General features: G+C 67.2%; 13 protein-coding genes and 2 pseudogenes. 8 read left to right on the forward strand and 7 right to left on the reverse strand.

Annotated elements, in window-relative coordinates:
* Positions 1 to 26: 26 nt before the first annotated feature.
* Entirely contained in the window at positions 27 to 2,825 is a 2,799-nt protein-coding gene (locus ACIRP7_RS27415; RefSeq protein ID WP_403664638.1) for an aconitate hydratase, read from the reverse strand.
* Positions 2,826 to 3,130: 305 nt separating this feature from the next.
* Here ACIRP7_RS27415 and ACIRP7_RS27420 point away from each other — a divergent pair.
* The 7 genes and pseudogenes from ACIRP7_RS27420 to ACIRP7_RS27450 all read left to right on the forward strand — a co-directional run bounded on the left by ACIRP7_RS27420 (position 3,131) and on the right by ACIRP7_RS27450 (position 10,570).
* Positions 3,131 to 3,883: pseudogene (locus tag ACIRP7_RS27420) on the forward strand (TnsA-like heteromeric transposase endonuclease subunit).
* Positions 3,884 to 4,245: 362 nt separating this feature from the next.
* Complete coding sequence (locus tag ACIRP7_RS27425; protein WP_403664972.1) at positions 4,246 to 5,772, forward strand: Mu transposase C-terminal domain-containing protein; 1,527 nt, start codon at positions 4,246 to 4,248, stop codon at positions 5,770 to 5,772.
* 32 nt (positions 5,773 to 5,804) lie between these two features.
* Positions 5,805 to 6,818 carry an ATP-binding protein gene (locus tag ACIRP7_RS27430; RefSeq protein WP_403664640.1) on the forward strand — a complete coding sequence of 338 codons (1,014 nt, stop codon included), beginning with the start codon at positions 5,805 to 5,807 and terminating at the stop codon, positions 6,816 to 6,818.
* Positions 6,819 to 7,228: 410 nt separating this feature from the next.
* Positions 7,229 to 7,453, forward strand: coding sequence for a hypothetical protein (locus tag ACIRP7_RS27435; RefSeq protein ID WP_403664642.1), 225 nt, complete (start codon positions 7,229 to 7,231; stop codon positions 7,451 to 7,453).
* Between the two features lie 9 nt (positions 7,454 to 7,462).
* Positions 7,463 to 7,843 carry an antibiotic biosynthesis monooxygenase family protein gene (locus ACIRP7_RS27440; RefSeq protein WP_403664644.1) on the forward strand — a complete coding sequence of 127 codons (381 nt, stop codon included), beginning with the start codon at positions 7,463 to 7,465 and terminating at the stop codon, positions 7,841 to 7,843.
* Positions 7,844 to 8,755: 912 nt separating this feature from the next.
* Positions 8,756 to 8,956: a DUF4236 domain-containing protein gene (locus ACIRP7_RS27445; protein ID WP_123763654.1), complete on the forward strand. Its 201-nt coding sequence runs from the start codon at positions 8,756 to 8,758 to the stop codon at positions 8,954 to 8,956.
* 84 nt (positions 8,957 to 9,040) lie between these two features.
* Complete coding sequence (locus ACIRP7_RS27450) at positions 9,041 to 10,570, forward strand: helix-turn-helix domain-containing protein (RefSeq protein WP_403664646.1); 1,530 nt, start codon at positions 9,041 to 9,043, stop codon at positions 10,568 to 10,570.
* 143 nt (positions 10,571 to 10,713) lie between these two features.
* On the opposite strand, the gene ACIRP7_RS27455 is transcribed toward ACIRP7_RS27450, so the two are convergent.
* The 6 genes from ACIRP7_RS27455 to ACIRP7_RS27480 form a co-directional block, all read right to left on the reverse strand.
* Positions 10,714 to 11,934 (reverse strand): tyrosine-type recombinase/integrase, encoded by a 1,221-nt coding sequence (locus tag ACIRP7_RS27455; protein WP_403664974.1) that lies wholly within the window; start codon positions 11,932 to 11,934, stop codon positions 10,714 to 10,716.
* Positions 11,935 to 12,015: 81 nt separating this feature from the next.
* Positions 12,016 to 12,318, reverse strand: a complete 303-nt coding sequence (locus ACIRP7_RS27460) for a helix-turn-helix transcriptional regulator (protein WP_403664648.1) — start codon at positions 12,316 to 12,318, stop codon at positions 12,016 to 12,018.
* 123 nt (positions 12,319 to 12,441) lie between these two features.
* Positions 12,442 to 13,146, reverse strand: coding sequence for a hypothetical protein (locus tag ACIRP7_RS27465; protein WP_403664650.1), 705 nt, complete (start codon positions 13,144 to 13,146; stop codon positions 12,442 to 12,444).
* A 621-nt stretch (positions 13,147 to 13,767) separates the two neighbouring features.
* A complete protein-coding gene (locus tag ACIRP7_RS27470) occupies positions 13,768 to 14,484 on the reverse strand; it encodes a tyrosine-type recombinase/integrase (protein WP_403664652.1) in 717 nt (238 codons plus the stop codon).
* Positions 14,485 to 14,553: 69 nt separating this feature from the next.
* On the reverse strand, positions 14,554 to 15,189 hold the full coding sequence (locus tag ACIRP7_RS27475) for a hypothetical protein (RefSeq protein ID WP_403664655.1): 636 nt from the start codon (positions 15,187 to 15,189) through the stop codon (positions 14,554 to 14,556).
* Positions 15,186 to 15,383, reverse strand: coding sequence for a helix-turn-helix transcriptional regulator (locus ACIRP7_RS27480; RefSeq protein ID WP_403664657.1), 198 nt, complete (start codon positions 15,381 to 15,383; stop codon positions 15,186 to 15,188). The genes ACIRP7_RS27475 and ACIRP7_RS27480 overlap by 4 nt, the downstream gene beginning before the upstream one ends.
* A gap of 1,076 nt (positions 15,384 to 16,459) precedes the next feature.
* Here ACIRP7_RS27480 and ACIRP7_RS27485 point away from each other — a divergent pair.
* Positions 16,460 to 16,630: pseudogene (locus ACIRP7_RS27485) on the forward strand (HD domain-containing protein); the annotation flags it as partial.
* Positions 16,631 to 16,655: the final 25 nt, after the last annotated feature.

Here is a 16,655-nt window from a genome sequence, read left to right on the forward strand (position 1 = left end):
GGAGCAGGGCGCTCGTTCACGTCAGGTCAAGAAGCGGCAAGCTGGCGCAGCACGTAGTGCATGATGCCGCCGTTGCGGTAGTAGTCGGCCTCACCGGGGGTGTCGATGCGGACGACCGCGTCGAACTCGACGCCCGTGTCGGTGGTGACCTTGACCGTGCGCGGCGTGGTGCCGTTGTTGAGCTCCTCGACACCGGTGAAGGAGAAGGTCTCCTCGCCGGTCAGGCCGAGGGACTCGGCGCTGGCGCCCTCCGGGTACTGCAGCGGCAGGACGCCCATGCCGATGAGGTTCGAGCGGTGGATGCGCTCGTACGACTCGGCGATGACGGCCTTGACGCCGAGGAGCGCGGTGCCCTTGGCGGCCCAGTCGCGGGACGAGCCGGAGCCGTACTCCTTGCCGGCCAGGACGACCAGCGGGATGCCCTGCTCGATGTAGTTGCGCGAGGCGTCGTAGATGAACGACACCGGAGCGCCCTCGACGGTGAAGTCGCGGGTGTAGCCGCCTTCCGTCCCCGGCGCGATCTGGTTGCGCAGGCGGATGTTGGCGAACGTGCCGCGGATCATGACCTCGTGGTTGCCTCGGCGCGAGCCGTAGGAGTTGAAGTCACGACGCTCCACACCGTGCTCGGTGAGGTACTTGCCGGCCGGGGTGTCGGCCTTGATGGCGCCGGCGGGCGAGATGTGGTCCGTCGTCACCGAGTCGCCCAGCTTGGCCAGGACCCGGGCGCCCGTGATGTCGGAGACCGGGGTGGTCTCCATCGTCATGCCCTCGAAGTACGGGGGCTTGCGGACGTACGTCGACTCGGCGTCCCACTCGAAGGTGTTGCCGGTGGGGATCGGCAGGGCCTGCCACTGGGCGTCGCCCGCGAAGACGTCGGCGTAGGACTTGTTGAACATGTCCTCGCCGATGGCGTTCGCCACGACGTCGTTGACCTCGGCCTCGGAGGGCCAGATGTCCTTCAGGTGGACCGGGTTGCCGTCCTGGTCCGTGCCGAGGGCATCGCGCGTGATGTCCACCTTCATGGAACCCGCGAGGGCGTACGCGACGACCAGCGGCGGGGAAGCCAGGTAGTTCATCTTGACGTCGGGGTTGATACGGCCCTCGAAGTTCCGGTTGCCGGAGAGGACCGAGGTGACCGCGAGGTCATGCTCGTTGACGGCCTGGGAGACCTCCTCCGGCAGCGGGCCGGAGTTGCCGATGCAGGTGGTGCAGCCGTAGCCGACGAGGTTGAAGCCGACCTTGTCGAGGTAGGGGGTGAGCCCCGCCTTGTCGAAGTAATCGGTGACGACCTTGGAACCCGGGGCGAGGGTGGTCTTGACCCACGGCTTGCGGGTCAGGCCCTTCTCCACGGCCTTCTTCGCGACGAGCGCGGCGGCGACCATGACGTACGGGTTGGAGGTGTTGGTGCAGGAGGTGATGGCCGCGACCGTCACCGCGCCGTGGTCGATCTCGTACGTCGAACCGTCGGGGGCGGTCACGGTGACCGGGTTGGACGGGACGGCCGCGCCGGTGCCCGCGTCGTGCTGCGGTGCGCCGGCGCCGTTCTCCTGGCTGCCGTAGGCGGGGGCGTCGGAGGCCGGGAAGGACTCGGCGCTCGCCTCGTCGACCGGGGAGGCGGACGCGGCGGCGGTCTGCGCGACGGGGGCGTCGACGTAGTTGAGGACGTCCGTCGCGAACTGCTCGGCCGCGTTGGCGAGGACGATGCGGTCCTGCGGGCGCTTCGGGCCGGCGATCGACGGGACGACCGTCGACAGGTCCAGCTCGAGCTTCTCGGAGAAGTCCGGCTCGGCCTTCGGGTCCAGCCAGAGGCCCTGCTCCTTGGCGTACGCCTCGACGAGCGCGAGCTGCTGCTCGGAGCGGCCGGTGAGCTTGAGGTACTTGATCGTCTCGTCGTCGATCGGGAAGATCGCGGCGGTCGAGCCGAACTCCGGCGACATGTTGCCGATGGTGGCGCGGTTCGCGAGGGAGGTGGCGGCCACGCCCTCGCCGTAGAACTCGACGAACTTGCCGACGACGCCGTGCTTGCGCAGCATCTCGGTGATGGTCAGGACGAGGTCGGTGGCGGTGGTGCCGGGCTTGAGCTCACCGGTGAGCTTGAAGCCGACGACGCGCGGGATGAGCATGGAGACCGGCTGGCCGAGCATCGCGGCCTCGGCCTCGATGCCGCCGACGCCCCAGCCCAGCACGCCGAGGCCGTTGACCATGGTGGTGTGCGAGTCGGTGCCGACCAGGGTGTCGGGGTACGCCTGGCCGTTACGGACCATGACGGTCCGGGCCAGGTGCTCGATGTTCACCTGGTGGACGATGCCGGTGCCCGGCGGGACGACCTTGAAGTCGTCGAACGCGGTCTGGCCCCAGCGCAGGAACTGGTAGCGCTCGCGGTTGCGGCCGTACTCCAGCTCGACGTTCTGCGCGAAGGCTTCGTTCGTGCCGAACTTGTCGGCGATGACGGAGTGGTCGATGACCAGCTCGGCCGGGGAGAGCGGGTTGACCTTCGCGGGGTCGCCGCCGAGCTCCTTGACGGCCTCACGCATGGTGGCGAGGTCGACGACACAGGGCACGCCGGTGAAGTCCTGCATGATCACGCGGGCCGGCGTGAACTGGATCTCCTGCGACGGCTGGGCCTGGGAGTCCCAGCCGCCGAGGGCGCGGATGTGGTCGGCGGTGATGTTCGCGCCGTCCTCGGTACGGAGCAGGTTCTCCAGGAGAACCTTGAGGCTGTACGGCAGGCGGGCCGAGCCCTCCACCTTGTCCAGCCGGAAGATCTCGTACGACTCGTCGCCCACGCTGAGCGTGGCGCGGGCGTCGAAGCTGTTCGCCGACACGACAGTCTCCTTCATTTTTGTGCGCTTACCACCGCATCCTGCCGCCACGCCGTCCTGGCCGATCCGCTAAGGTAAGGCTAAGTTAGGTACGCCTTACTGCCAGACCCAGCGAACGTGCGACTGCGGTACGCCTCGGCAGATATCTCGATGTCGAGATAACTCTAGTACATGAGGCCGGGATGGTCATGCCCGGCCTCGCTGCTGTCCGCTGTCATCCAATCGAGTCGTTTGACAGCGGACCCAGTCGTTTCGCCTTCCTTGCCAGTGAACCTAGTCGTACGAGGTGACGTGCTGGGGGTGGCTGGATGGCCGTGCCGATCGGCGTGGATGTTGCGGTGCCATACGTCGAGCTGTCGTACGTGGATGCTGCACACGGGCGTCGGCGGCGTCCCTTGCTGGATTGCGCGACGGCGCGGTTCGAGGACGTGGCTGCGGTGCGGCCGTTTCGCTGGTCGTGTGGTGAGCGTCACTTCTCGGGTTGGTACTGAGCGGCGACGACCGGGCGGCACGTCGGTTTCGAGTCGTGGCTGGAGCGGGACCGGCTTCTGCTGATGGACTTCGATCCCGAGGTGGTGGGGATCGCCTCGCAACCGTTCTGGCTGCACTGGCACGACGGCGAGCGTGAGCGTCGTCATGCGCCGGACTACTTCGTACGCCGCGCGGACGGCTCCGCAGTCGTCGTTGACGTCCGCGCCGATGAGCGGATCGAGCCGAGGGACGCGGAGGCGTTCGAGGTGACGCGCCTGGCCTGCCGTCAGGCGGGATGGCGCTTCGAACGGGTCGGGGTTCCGGAGGAAGTGCTGCTGGCGAACGTGCGGTGGCTGTCGCGCTACCGGCATCCCCGGTGCCGGCGCGGGCCGGTCCTGGACCGTCTCCGGGAGGTCTTCGCGGAACCGGTCCCGTTGATGGCCGGCGCGGATGCGGCCGGTGACCGGCTTGAGACGCTCCCCGTCCTGTTCCATCTCCTCTGGTTCCGCGAGTTGGCCGCCGAGGGGCTGGCGTTCTCGCTGCTGGGGCCGTCCGCCATCGTGCGCCTGGCGGACGGAAGTGTTCGGTGACGGGGGCCGGGAAAGAACGGCGGGTGCCTGCGTCGGCCAGGATCGCGGAGTTCCCGCAGACCGCTGCGGAACAGGCCCGTTGGTGGGAGAGGCACATTCTGGAGGTGCTGGACGGCTTGCCGCCGGATGCTCCTGAGGGGACGGTGCCGCGGCCGGAGTTCGACCCGGAACGGAACTCGCTGGCTCAGCGGGAGCGGGCCAAGGCTGCCGAGCTGACGGAGGCCGGGCATGCGATGACGGCCAGCGGCGTCAAGCAGCGGCGCCAGCGTTATCAGCGGGACGGGCTGGTCGGACTGGCCGACGGCCGGTCGGCCAAGCAGATGCCGTCCTTCGGCCGGGTGGCCCCGGCGGTGGTCGAGGCGATGCGGCAGGCGATCGACGAGACGGCCGAGGCGTCGTCGAAGACGATCGGCTTCGCGGTCTGGCGGGCGACACAGATCCTGGCCTCCCGCGAGGACGCGCAGGGCATCGAGGTGCCCTCACAGCGCACGCTCTACCGGCTGTTCGACAAGCTGGCAGCCGGCACACATGCGACGGGCTCGGCGACCACGCGCCGTTCGGTGAACGCGCGTCCGGCCGGACCGTTCGGGGAGGTGCCGGCCTGCGCGCCGGGCGAGTGGATGCAGATCGACTCCGCACCGCTGGACGTCCTGGTCCGGCTGGACGACGGCATTGCCGAAAAGGTCGAGTTGACCGCCATGATCGACCTGGCGACCAGGTCACTGGCCGCCGCAGTCCTGCGGCCGACGACGAAAGCGGCCGACGCCTCCGCTCTCCTGGCCCGGAGCATCACCCCTGAGACGATGCGTCCTGGCTGGCCGGAAGCTCTTCGGATGTCGAGATCGGTGCTGCCGCACCGACGGCTGATGGCCTTGGACAAGCGGCTGGAGCACGCGGCTGGAAGGCCCGTGATCGTGCCGGACACGATCGTCTGCGACCACGGCAAGGTCTTTATCTCGAACAACTTCCGTGCGTCCTGCCGCTACTTGGGCATCAGCCTCCAGCCGACTCACAAAGCGTCGCCTTTCGAGAAGGGTGCGATCGAGAAGACGCTGGGTTCGGTGGCGACGCTGTTCGCGCAGTTCGTCGCGGGTTACACCGGCCGGTCGGTGGACCGCCGGGGCCGGGGCCTGGAGAACGGGCCACTGTGGTCCCTGCCCGAGCTGCAGAGCCTGCTGGACGAGTGGATCGTCATCTGGCAGAACCGTCCGCACGACGCACTGAGGGACCCGGACTCACCGAAGCGCGCGTTCACGCCGAACGAGAAGTACGCGATGCTGCTGGAGTCGTGCGGCTATGTTCCGGCCCCCTTCAGCGGCGAGGACTACGTCGAGTTGCTGCCCGAACGCTGGCAGGCGATCAACGCCTACGGCATCCGGATCAATCACCGCACCTACGACGACGGCGAGTTGACCCCGTTGCGCCGCCAGCACTCCGGGGTGGTGGAGAAGAAGGGGCTGTGGGAGGTCCACTACGACCCCTACGACGTCTCCCGGATCTGGGTACGCGACCGCCGCGGCGGGAGTGACCGGTGGATCACGGTGTTCTGGAAGCATCTGCACCGCGTCGGCGTCCCGTTCGGCGAGCTGGCCTGGGATCATGCCCGCGAACAGGTCCCGAACGGGACCGAGGCACAGATCGCCGACGCCGCCGCTGCCCTGCTGCGGCGGGCCCACGACGGCCCTGCCGAAGAGAAAGACCGTCCGGTCAAACGCTCAAAGCGGGACCGGCGGGTCGCTGCCCGCACCCGGGCCACTGCCACTGACCGGCCGGTCCCTGACCCGCCTGCGGTCGAGCCCGTGCCCGACGACGAGGTTGGCCCCGAGGTGGCGAAGGTCATCCCGCTGGGCCTGTTCGATCCGCTCGCCAACCCCTGGAGGCGCACGTGACTCTTTTCGAACCGGCAGCCCGACATATCGCGTTGAGCAGGGTCGATGCCGAGGCCAACCGGCAGCTGACCACGCTGGACGGATGGCGGAAGTTCATCGAGAACCCGCCCCCGCCCCCGGCTCTGTTGTCTCCTGACGCGCTGAGGCGTCTGTCCCCGACCGAACGGGACCTCTACGACGATGACCGGCTCGACCATCACGCCCGGATGCTCGTGGTCGCCACCTCGTTCGTCGAGAAGACGGTGGTCTGCGGCCGTCGGCTGGTCCTGCTCAACCGCCACGCGATCAGCGCCCGTCGCGGCCTGATGGTCTCCGGGCTTCCCGGCACGGGCAAGACCAGCGCTATCACCCAGCTCGGACGCGCTCATGAACTCCTCGACCGGGCCCGCCACCCGAATGTCTCCGACCGCATCCCCGTGCTTTACATCACCGTCCCGCCAGCCGCGACCGCCCGCATGGTCGCCGCCGAGTTCGCCCGCTTCCTGGGCCTGCCGATCCGGGTTCGGTTCAACATGACGGACATCATCGAGGCTGTGGTCGGTGTCTGCACCGACACCCGCACGGGCCTCGTGCTCGTCGACGAAATTCACAACGTTTCGCAGGTCACCCGGTCCGGCGGTGAGGTCTCCGACACCCTGAAGTACTTCTCCGAGCGCATCCCCGCCACGTTCGTCTACGCGGGCATCGGCCTGGAGACCAGTGAACTCCTGGCCGGCACGCGGGGCGCCCAGATAGCGGGGTGCTTCACCCTCGTTCCCACCCGCCCGTTCCCCTACGGCGACGAGTGGAAAGGACTGGTCGCAACCATGGAGGAGACGTTGCTTTTGCACGACCACCCACCGGGAAGCCTGGTCAAGTTGGACCGTTACCTTCACAACCGGGCCGACGGCATGATCGGCGCCCTCTCCCACGCGATCCGGGGCGCCGCGATCGACGCGATCCTGAGCGGCACCGAACGCGTGACGAAAGAAGCGATCGACGCGATCCCCCTGGACCACGCCGCAGAACTCGCGGCATCCCCGTCCAAGAAGACGGGCCGCCGGTGACCGGCACGTCGCCAGACCGCCTCACCCGGCTTCCCATCAGGGTTTCACCACAGCTCGGAGAGACAACCGACTCCTACATCCGCCGTCTCGCCCGCACCAACCACCTCAAGCCCAGCTACCTGCACCGGTTTCTCTGCGGCCCACCATTCTGGTTCGGCAAACCCAGCCTTTCCCGCCTCGCAGCAGTCTCCGGCCATCCAGAACGCGCACTGCAACGAGCCCTGACCGACGTCGCATCGCCACGACGACGCACCAAGCCGAACGTCCGTTACCCGCTAGCCATCCCCTTGACCGACCGCCCTGAACTGGCACTTCGCATCCACGAGACCGCCCAGTCCGGGAACGCGACCATCCGTGACCTGTCCAGACGCCACAACCTCCCGCCCCGGACCATACGCACCATCCTGGACATGCCCGCACCGAGCACCTACAAGCCCAGGAGCGGCCCCAAGACAGGACTGCCGGCCAAACGGCCCGCACCCGCGATCAACGACTCCACCCGAGCCCTGATCGACACCATGCTCGCCGAACACCTCGACCTCAGAGAGGTCTGGACCCGGCTCATGGACGACCACGACATCTCCGTGTCCTACTCCTCGATCAACGTCTATTTCCGCACCCGCCCACGTCCGTAGAGTGGCGACATGAGCAATCATCCCGAAGCGCCTGTCACGCCCGTCGAGGCCTTTGAACCCCCTTACTACGTGGCTGTCTTCACTACGGTGCGAGCCCAGGACCAGAGCGGCTACAGCGAGACCAACGCACGCATGGAGGACCTGGTGAAGGACGTCCCCGGGTTCCTGGGGATGGACCACGCGCAGACTCCTGGCGGGCTGGGCATCACCGTCGGGTACTTCCGCGACGCCGACGCCCTCACGGAGTGGCGAAGCAACACCGAGCACCGCGCGGCGCAGAAGCGCGGGCGATCCGAGTGGTACCAGAGCTACACACTGCATGTGGCGAAAGTGGAGCGGAGCCACGGGTTCATGCGGGCGGAGGTTCCGCAGGGCCCGACAGCAGGCTGACTAACCCAAGTCACCTCAGCGACCGTCCCACCACAAGCTCGCATCGGGGAATGATGGGCACCGCGAGCAGGAAATGCCCGGGAGCCGGAGCCCCCCGCCCCTTCTGGACCGGGAATCCCGCCTCCGCCTTGGTGGGGGGATTCCCCTTGCCAACCGGGCAGCACGTTGCGGTGGAAGTTCTGCCATGACCTGCTCGCCGTCGACCCCTGGCACCGAGAACTGGTGAAGGTGCTCACGATGCCCCACCATGATCGTTTGCCATCCAACTCAGTCGCCGCAGGTCAGCGCCAACCGAGCGACTAACTTCACTGTCAAAGGACATCGCTGCGATGTCCCGGCGGAACCGGGGCGACCCCGCCCGTACGGGGCATCGGCGACCGCACCTCCGCCCTTCTCGGGTGCCCCAGCCATCTCTTCCGGAGGCTGCTGTCGCGCTTTCCCGCGGGCCGGATGGTGGGGTGTCGACGGCTGCCGATGGTGCGGACGAAGTTCGACACAGCCAAGTCCCCGCGACCCTCACGCCGGACCGAGCGGAGACCGGCCGTTCCGGCCGCCGACGTTCCGGCGACGCTCGCCGGATCCCTCTGCGAGACCGCCCTCACCTGCCGCTCACCGTGACCATCCCACACCGGCCCCTCTCGGGCACATGCACACCGGCGCCGACACCGAACACCGAACACCGAACACCGGCGAGCCGTGACACTCCGCCGCCGGCTCAGAGGTGTCACTCACCCTCGCTCCGCAGCACGCGACAGGCCGGCGCCTGGGCATGTTCGGCCTCGGCAGACACGTTCGACTGCCCAACTCCCCCGTAACAGCAGGCCGATGGGAACCCGGTACCCATCACTTCGCCGAGCCGGGGTATTCGAACGGCATCGAAAGCACGCGACCGACCTTCAACGGGAGGCCCCCATGCCGCTCACGTTCCGCAAGAGTTTCCGGATTCTTCCCGGGGTGCGGCTGAACATCAACCGACGCTCCTGGTCCATCACGACCGGTGGCGGAAGCCACGGACCGAAGCACACGCACAGCAGCACGGGACGTCGTACGACATCGGTTGATTTGCCCGGACCTTTCGGATGGCGTAGGACCCGTACCGCCAAGCGTCACTGACGTTGCCTCAGGTCCGCCCGGGCCTCTCCCTCGAACGGTCCCCTCGGGAATGCGCCATCTCATATCTGAGATAGCCTCAACCCCATGGCAGACGACTACCTCGTACGTATCGGCAGGCTCATCCGTGACGCCCGGCAGCACCGGGGCTGGACACAGTCGCAGCTTGCCGAGGCGCTCGGCACCAGTCAGAGCGCCGTCAATCGCATCGAGCGCGGCAATCAAAACATCAGCCTTGAGATGATCGCCCGTATCGGTGAAGCACTCGACAGCGAAATCGTCTCTCTGGGCTACGCGGGCCCGATGCATCTGCGGGTGGTCGGCGGCCGTCGGCTGTCCGGCGCGATCGACGTCAAGACGAGCAAGAACGCGTGCGTGGCCCTGCTGTGCGCCTCGCTCCTGAACAGGGGGCGCACGGTGCTACGCAGGGTCGCCCGCATCGAGGAGGTCTACCGCCTTCTGGAGGTGCTGAGCTCCATCGGGGTACGCACCCGATGGATCAACGGCGGCGTCGACCTCGAACTCGTGCCGCCGGCCGAGCTGGACATGGACGCCATCGATGCCGAGGCCGCCGTCCGCACCCGCTCGATCATCATGTTCCTGGGCCCGCTGCTGCACCGCATGGACAGCTTCAGGCTGCCCTACGCCGGCGGCTGCGACCTCGGCACCCGGACCATCGAGCCGCACATGATCGCGCTGCGCCGGTTCGGTCTGGACGTCGCGGCGACCGAGGGCCAGTACCACGCCCGGGTCGACCGGGCGGTCCGCCCCGACCGTCCGATCGTACTGACCGAACGCGGCGACACCGTGACGGAGAACGCGCTGCTCGCGGCCGCCCGCCACGACGGCGTCACCGTCATCCGCAACGCCTCCTCCAACTACATGGTCCAGGACCTCTGCTTCTTCCTGGAGACCCTGGGGGTCAAGGTCGAGGGCGTCGGCACCACCACCCTGACCGTGCACGGCGTGCCGCACATCGACGTGGACGTCGACTACTCCCCCTCCGAGGACCCGGTCGAGGCGATGAGCCTGCTGGCCGCGGCGGTGGTGACGGAGTCGGAGCTGACGGTGCGCCGGGTGCCGATCGAGTTCCTGGAGATCGAGCTCGCGGTGCTGGAGGAGATGGGGCTCGACCACGACCGTACGCCGGAGTACTTCGCCGACAACGGCCGCACCCGCCTGGTCGACCTCACGGTCCGCCCCTCCAAACTGGAGGCGCCGATCGACAAGATCCACCCGATGCCGTTCCCCGGCCTGAACATCGACAACGTCCCGTTCTTCGCGGCCATCGCCGCGGTCGCACAGGGCCAGACCCTCATCCACGACTGGGTCTACGACAACCGTGCCATCTATCTGACGGATCTGAACCGGCTGGGCGGACGCCTCCAACTCCTCGACCCGCACCGGGTGCTGGTCGAGGGACCGACCCGCTGGCGGGCCGCCGAAATGATGTGCCCACCGGCCCTGCGCCCCGCCGTGGTCGTCCTGCTGGCGATGATGGCGGCCGACGGCACGTCCGTGCTGCGCAACGTCTATGTCATCAACCGCGGTTACGAGGACCTGGCCGAGCGGCTCAACTCGGTGGGAGCGCAGATCGAGATCTTCCGGGACATTTGATGTGAGGATGCCGCCGCACCCCGTCTGACCTGCTACTTAGCGGGTCAAAGAGGGGTGCGGCGGCATCTCTGGGACTTCTCTGGGACTTTGAGCCCGCGGTGGGCTACGAGCCGCGCTCCAGAGGCTCTGCCGACCGGCCGTGGCTACGCGAAGACCGCGTCGATGGCGGCGCTGCCTCGTGCACCGGCGCGGGGCAGGAAGTGGGAGTACTTCCGCAGCGTGAACCCGGGGTCGGAGTGCCCCAGCCAGCGTGCCAGGGAGACGACCGATTCGCCAGCCTCCAGTTCCTCGGAGGCGTAGAAGTGGCGCAGGGCGTGGAAGCCGTGCTCCCGGGATGGCTCCCACACGCGAGCGCCGTTTGTGTTGCCCTCCTCCAGCGGAGCGATCACGCCGGCCTCAGCCAGAGCGGGCTTCCACACGTAGGAGTTGAAGTAGTTCCGGTTGATGGCCTTCCGTTCGCGTCCTGTCACCAAAAGGCTGTAGGTCCTCGGCCGCCGGTGTTTGGCTTCCACCGCCGTCTCGGCAGGAGTCGGGTCGTCCCAAGGCAGCGTGACCGGGATCGGCGCGAACTGCTCCGTGTGTTGCTGGATGGCCCGAGCCACGCTGGATGGCAGCGGCACGTCCCGTACCTTGCGGCCCTTGGGGAGGGCGAAACACAGCCTCGCCCGCACCATCTTGATCTGCCGCCGGACGTGGACGACTTCCTTGGCGAAGTCGATGTCCTCCAGGGCAAGCCCGAGCGCCTCCCCCTGCCGGAGCCCAAGGCCCGCTCCGATCACAAGGAGGAGCTGGTAGCGGTCGGGCAGGGCCGCCTGTACCGCCAGCACCCGTTCGGGTGGCCATGCCTCGACCCTGCCGGGTGTGGCGGCCGGAGGGCCAACCGTGCTGGACCGACATGGATTGCGTCCGAGGCGACGGTCCTCGACGGCGGCCTGGAGGATGCTGGAGAGCGTCGCCCAAACGAGACGGATCGAGGTCGGACCGAGGTCCTTCTCCAGCCGCTTCTTCCAGTGGCGCAGGACTTCTGTGCCGATAGCGTTGAGCGGCTGAGCGCCCAGGTGGGGAACGATGTGCCGGCGTACCCTCTGCTCGATCCGTTCGATCGTGGACGGGTCACCGCTCTGGGTGGGCCACCAGTGGGTCGCGATGTAGTCCTTGAGGGAGATGGCCCCATCGCGCGGATCGACGAACTCGCCACGGCGAGCGTCGGTCTGAGCCTGGGCGAGCCAGGTCTTGGCGTCCTGGAGGGCGTCGAAGGAACGGTCCTTGACACCGGGGATGCCCTTGACGCGATAGCGGGTGCACTTGCCGTACATGGCGGTACGGTCACGTTTGCCGGTCTTCGGGTTGGGGCGCTTCTTCAGCCATCGGTCTTCTATGTAGCCGGCCAGGTGGAACTCCTTGGTGATGGGGATGGAGGCAACGCTCTACGGCGCTTGGGTTTTTCAGGCGCTGAGGAAGCGGCTCGACCGCTCCTGCAGAGGGGCGTTGAGCGGGTTGAGGGCCGGGTTGGAGCGGGAGTCGGCCTGTTCCTGTTCGCGGACCCAGGCGTCGAGCGCTTCGAGCCGGTACATGACGCGACCGCGGGGTCCCATACGGAAGCTCGGGGGTCCCTGGCGACGGTGGCGCCAGACGTAGAGCGTGTGGGGCGAGAGGCCGAGATAGTCGGCGGCGTCCTTCACGGTCAGGAAGGCGGCGGATGTGGCGCCGGAGGAAGCGGTAGCGGCAAGCGAAGATCGTCCAGGCATCGGTGGTTCTCTGTGAGGTAGGGGCGGAGTGAGTCCGGGTGGGCGGAAATCCAATTCCGCCCACCCGTCGCCTTGTCATGCGGCAGGAAGGGAATCGCAGACGATCCGCAACGCGGAACAGCGCTACGGACGGCGCACGACGGTCGGGGCCGGCTCACTCGACAGGACAGGAAGGGCGAGGGCAGCTTCGAGCCGGTCCCAAGGGATTTCATCCCGTGTCGGCTTACGAAGGCAGTGCGCGAAGCGTTCGGCGAGGCGAGGAGCGCTCATTCCGGCGCACTCGGCCACCACGAAGATGTGCGCCGCGCTTTGGTCACCGTTCTTCAGCCACGCTGCGATGCACGCGTCACGCAGAGCGGAGATATTCCTGCCGAGCGACGAGTCGGCCTCGTGCGCTTCCAGAACCGCCGCCCGCGCTTGCTGCCAGATCTTCCGGTAGACCGGGGCGGTCAGCGGTCGCCCGTCGTCGAGAACGAATATCGCGTCATCGGGGCGGAGGTCGCGCCGGGTGATCTCCGCCTTCAGGAGCGCCACCAACTCCCGGCAGGCGGGAACACGCCGTTCGGCGCCCGCGCGCTCCGAATCTGTCTCGCGGCGCTCTTGTCCCTGAGGGTGGATCAGCAGCCAACCACTGCCGTCGTCCGCGAGTTCCACGTCTCGGACACGCAGCACCAGGGCTTCCTTCGGCTGCAGCGCCGCGAGGGCGATGGACGCCAGGAAGGCCCGCAGTACGAGACCGTTCTGCGGCTGCTCGGCGGCCCAGTCCAGGATCGAAAAGCACTGCCGATCGGTCAGATGAAACGTCTCGGCGCCAACAACTGCGGCCATGTGTGAGCTCCTTGGGGTGAGGGCTGGGGGTAGGCACGGCAGTCCGGGCACCGCCTGTGAATCGCACGGCGACCGAACCTCTCCAATAGTCCGGAGGATCGCCGGTTTGGGTAACCGGCGATCCCGTGCTATGTTCCGCCGACCACGCAGACGATCTTCCGTGAGCTGCTCTAGGTTCACTTGCTTCGCCGCGCAATTCCAGTCCCTTCCGGGCTCAATGCGTCTGCCGTGAGCGAATCACCATGCCGACCCAAAATCGCTGACGCCCAGCCACCGAGCGGTCGATCTGAACGAGCCAAACGCCGGAATAGAGCAGGCTTCTTCTAAGCGCTTGGCCGCAGGTTCGAGTCCTGCCGGGGGCGCCACCGGCTTACCACCGACGAGGCCGCGTTTCCCCAGTTCAGGGTGTGTTTACGCGGCCTCCGGCTACCGTGCAAACCGATGGCCCGAAAGGCGCCGGAGTCCGGCTAGCACTGGCTGAAACCGGGTCTCTACGGCTGGCCGTCCCCCATGCGTCCCCCATGCGTCCCCCAGAATCCCGCCCCTCCAGCCCTTCCACGAGAACCCGCCCCGACATACAGAAAGTGGTCCGGGCCCCACCGTGGTGGGGCCCGGATCACTTCATGCTGCCGATACGTAGCGGATGCCGACAATCCGTTTCAAGTAGTCGGATTGTCGACCGCCGATGCACCGGGCGTAGATCGCGAGCAGGACCGGCACGCTGTTGCCCGCCCACTCAGCTACCTGGGCCGGGGGGATACCTTCATTCAGCCACGCGGTCAGACAGATATGACGGCAGTCGTACACCCGTCTGCCAGCCGGAGACTCGTACTCGTACGGCGCAAGGACTGCCTTGCGCGCCTTGTCCCAGAGTCGTCGGAAGACGGACCCCGCCAGCATGCCCCCCTTCCGCTCCCCCGGGAAGAGCAAGTCGGCCGGCCCCAGCTTGTGACGCTCGACGACCGTCCGCAGCAGGGCGACAAGATCGGGGTGGATTGGCACGGTGCGCGTGTCTCCGTCAGCTCGACCCTTCAGGTACCGCTGTTCGTGCGGGTCCCCCGTATCGGTCCATTGACTGCCGACCTCCGGCTGGGCCTCGCGCACCACGAACTCCCCCCAGACCGGTTCGCCGTCTTCGTCCACGGCGCCAGGCTCCGGGAGGTAAGCGTCAGCTACGCGTAGGGCAACGGCTTCCTCGGGGCGGAGGCCGGCGTAGCAGAGCGTGGCGAAGAACGCCTGGTAGACAGCTGCGTGGCGCGGGCGGCGGCCGATCCAGTCCAAGAGAGCCGCTACCTGCTCCCGATTCAGCAGCGAGCGCTTGTCGATGGCCTGGGCCACCTTGGGAGCACCACCGCCCTCCCCCTTGCCCTTCCCTTTCGGGAGCGGGTTCGACCGGAGGATGCCGTGTCACACGGCGTACTCCATTGCCAGGTTCATGATCCGCCGGTTTCGGGTGACGGAGCTGGCTGCGGCTGCGGTGCCGTCCAGTAGCGTTCCTAGTGCGGTGACGACTGCGTCGACCTTCTCGGTCTTCTCCCAGGCAGACATCGGCAGGGTGTTCCGCCGAACCCAGTCGAGGACGACTCGGACGTCATCAGGGATGGGCTCATCCGGGTTGGTCCGCCGCTTGGTATTGAAGGCCCACTCGCGCAGTGCCGTGCGAACGAAGACCGCCTCGAACTGCGGCGTAGTCCGGAGAAGGGCGACAGTTGCTGTGGTCATCGCCTTGGCGAGATTCTTTCGAGTATTACCCGAGGAGTGAGGCCATGTCTTATCGACGAAGTCAAGAGCAAAGTCGTACCAGTTGGTCTCCGCCGCCTTGCTGGAGTGCGAGATCGGCAGTCCAGTTTCGAGGCTGAAGGGATCACCACGCTTGACCGCAGTCAGCAGATCCGAGCGGCGAGCATCCGCAAGTGCTTTGGTGCTGTAGGTCTTGCTGTGCTTCTTGGCACCGACCTTCCAAACTACCTTATAGGTGTACCCGTTGGCTCGCTCGCGCCGCTCGATGCTGTAGACCCGGACGTCAAACGTACTGTCTATCAAAGACGATCCTCACAATCAGTAAGCCAGTTTTCGAAATCGCCGCGCCGTATCCGGAGTGAGCCGTTGGGAAGCCGAATGCAGCGCGGTCCACGCTCCTTCTGCCGCCAGTCATAGAAGGTCGACTTGGCGATCTGCAGCTCGGCGCAGACCTCGTCAACCGTCAGCTTTTGCCCAGGTCGAACCGCTACCGCCATGAGGCCACCTCGCGATTGCGGATGGACGCGGGGGTGGCGAGCGGGGCACACGGGTCTGCCAGCCCGGGGCGAAAATGGGCAGGGGGTATCGCGGATCGGCACATGGCGGGTGTTCCTTGCGAAGGAGCGCGCGGGGGCGACAGAGCGGAACCAACAGCACTGAGGACCCACGCCGACTCGGCGGAGGCACCGCTGGCATTCAGCTATCAGGCGCTGCGGATTCAGGGCAGCAGCGGGCGGGGGCCGCGCATACCTCCTTGCGTCTTATGCGGCGCTGCCCACTGCGTCCGCCACGGCTCCACCGCCAAGCACAGCCGGGTGCGAACACCATTAATGCTCCGCACGATCCCCGGTTTCGGTAACCGGGGATCGTCTGCTATATATCGCTCTGCGCTACGAGAGCTGCCCCTCACCCCTTTCTCCGCCTCGCTCAGGAGGCCAAGCGGTACGAGTGGAGAGCGGGGGTCGCACCATCCGCGACAAGCTCCAGCAGCCGGTCGCCGGTGCAGCGTTCGAGGTTGCGTGCCACGACGCACTCGGAGGCGTCAACGGCATGGGCAGTGTGGCGAGTTGCGGCGCCGGGATGTACCGCGATGCAGGCGAAGACCTCTCGGTCGCGGTGGTAGCCGCGTTATAGCAGGTCCTCACCGAACAGACCTGTCGCCGCGCAGATGCAGAGACAAAACCCTGTAGACAGGGCGGCATAGTCCTCCGTCACCTGGGCGGCCCACGCGTTCGCGGCGCTGAGCGCCATGAGGATGAGGGCAGTGAAGGGGGCAGATCGGATTGCGGGATTCGGCAGGTGGACCTCCTTGGGGCTGCGCTCGGTCACGGGACCGAGCGGCGCGGGCTGCGGACTGGGGGGCGACCGTCTGCCGGTTTGCCTAGGAAGCCCACATCCGTTCGTTGACCTGGTGTTTTTCCGGGTCGTTGTACGTTGACATGATCCCGGAGGAGCTTCCAGTCCATTGGGGCTCTTTCTCGTCTGCCATGAGCTGAAGCCGTACCAGGCATCCTCCGGCACGCCGAGTGGAACGCGCGCCGGACTTCCTGGGAAGTTGACTGATCACCACCCTGCCGCCAAGGCTCAGTCGCTCGGAGGGATCTTGGGCGGGGATGTAGAACAGCTCCGGGCGGCAGCAATGCTGCACGACATCGGCTACACACCCTCGCTGGCCACCACCGGGTTCCATCCGCTCGATGGTGCCCGGTGCCTCCGCGATCACATAGCTGCGGACGAGAGGTTGGGGGCAGCGGCGATGGCGATCTGGA

Source organism: Streptomyces sp. NPDC102270 (assembly GCF_044766405.1).
GTDB lineage: Bacteria > Actinomycetota > Actinomycetes > Streptomycetales > Streptomycetaceae > Streptomyces.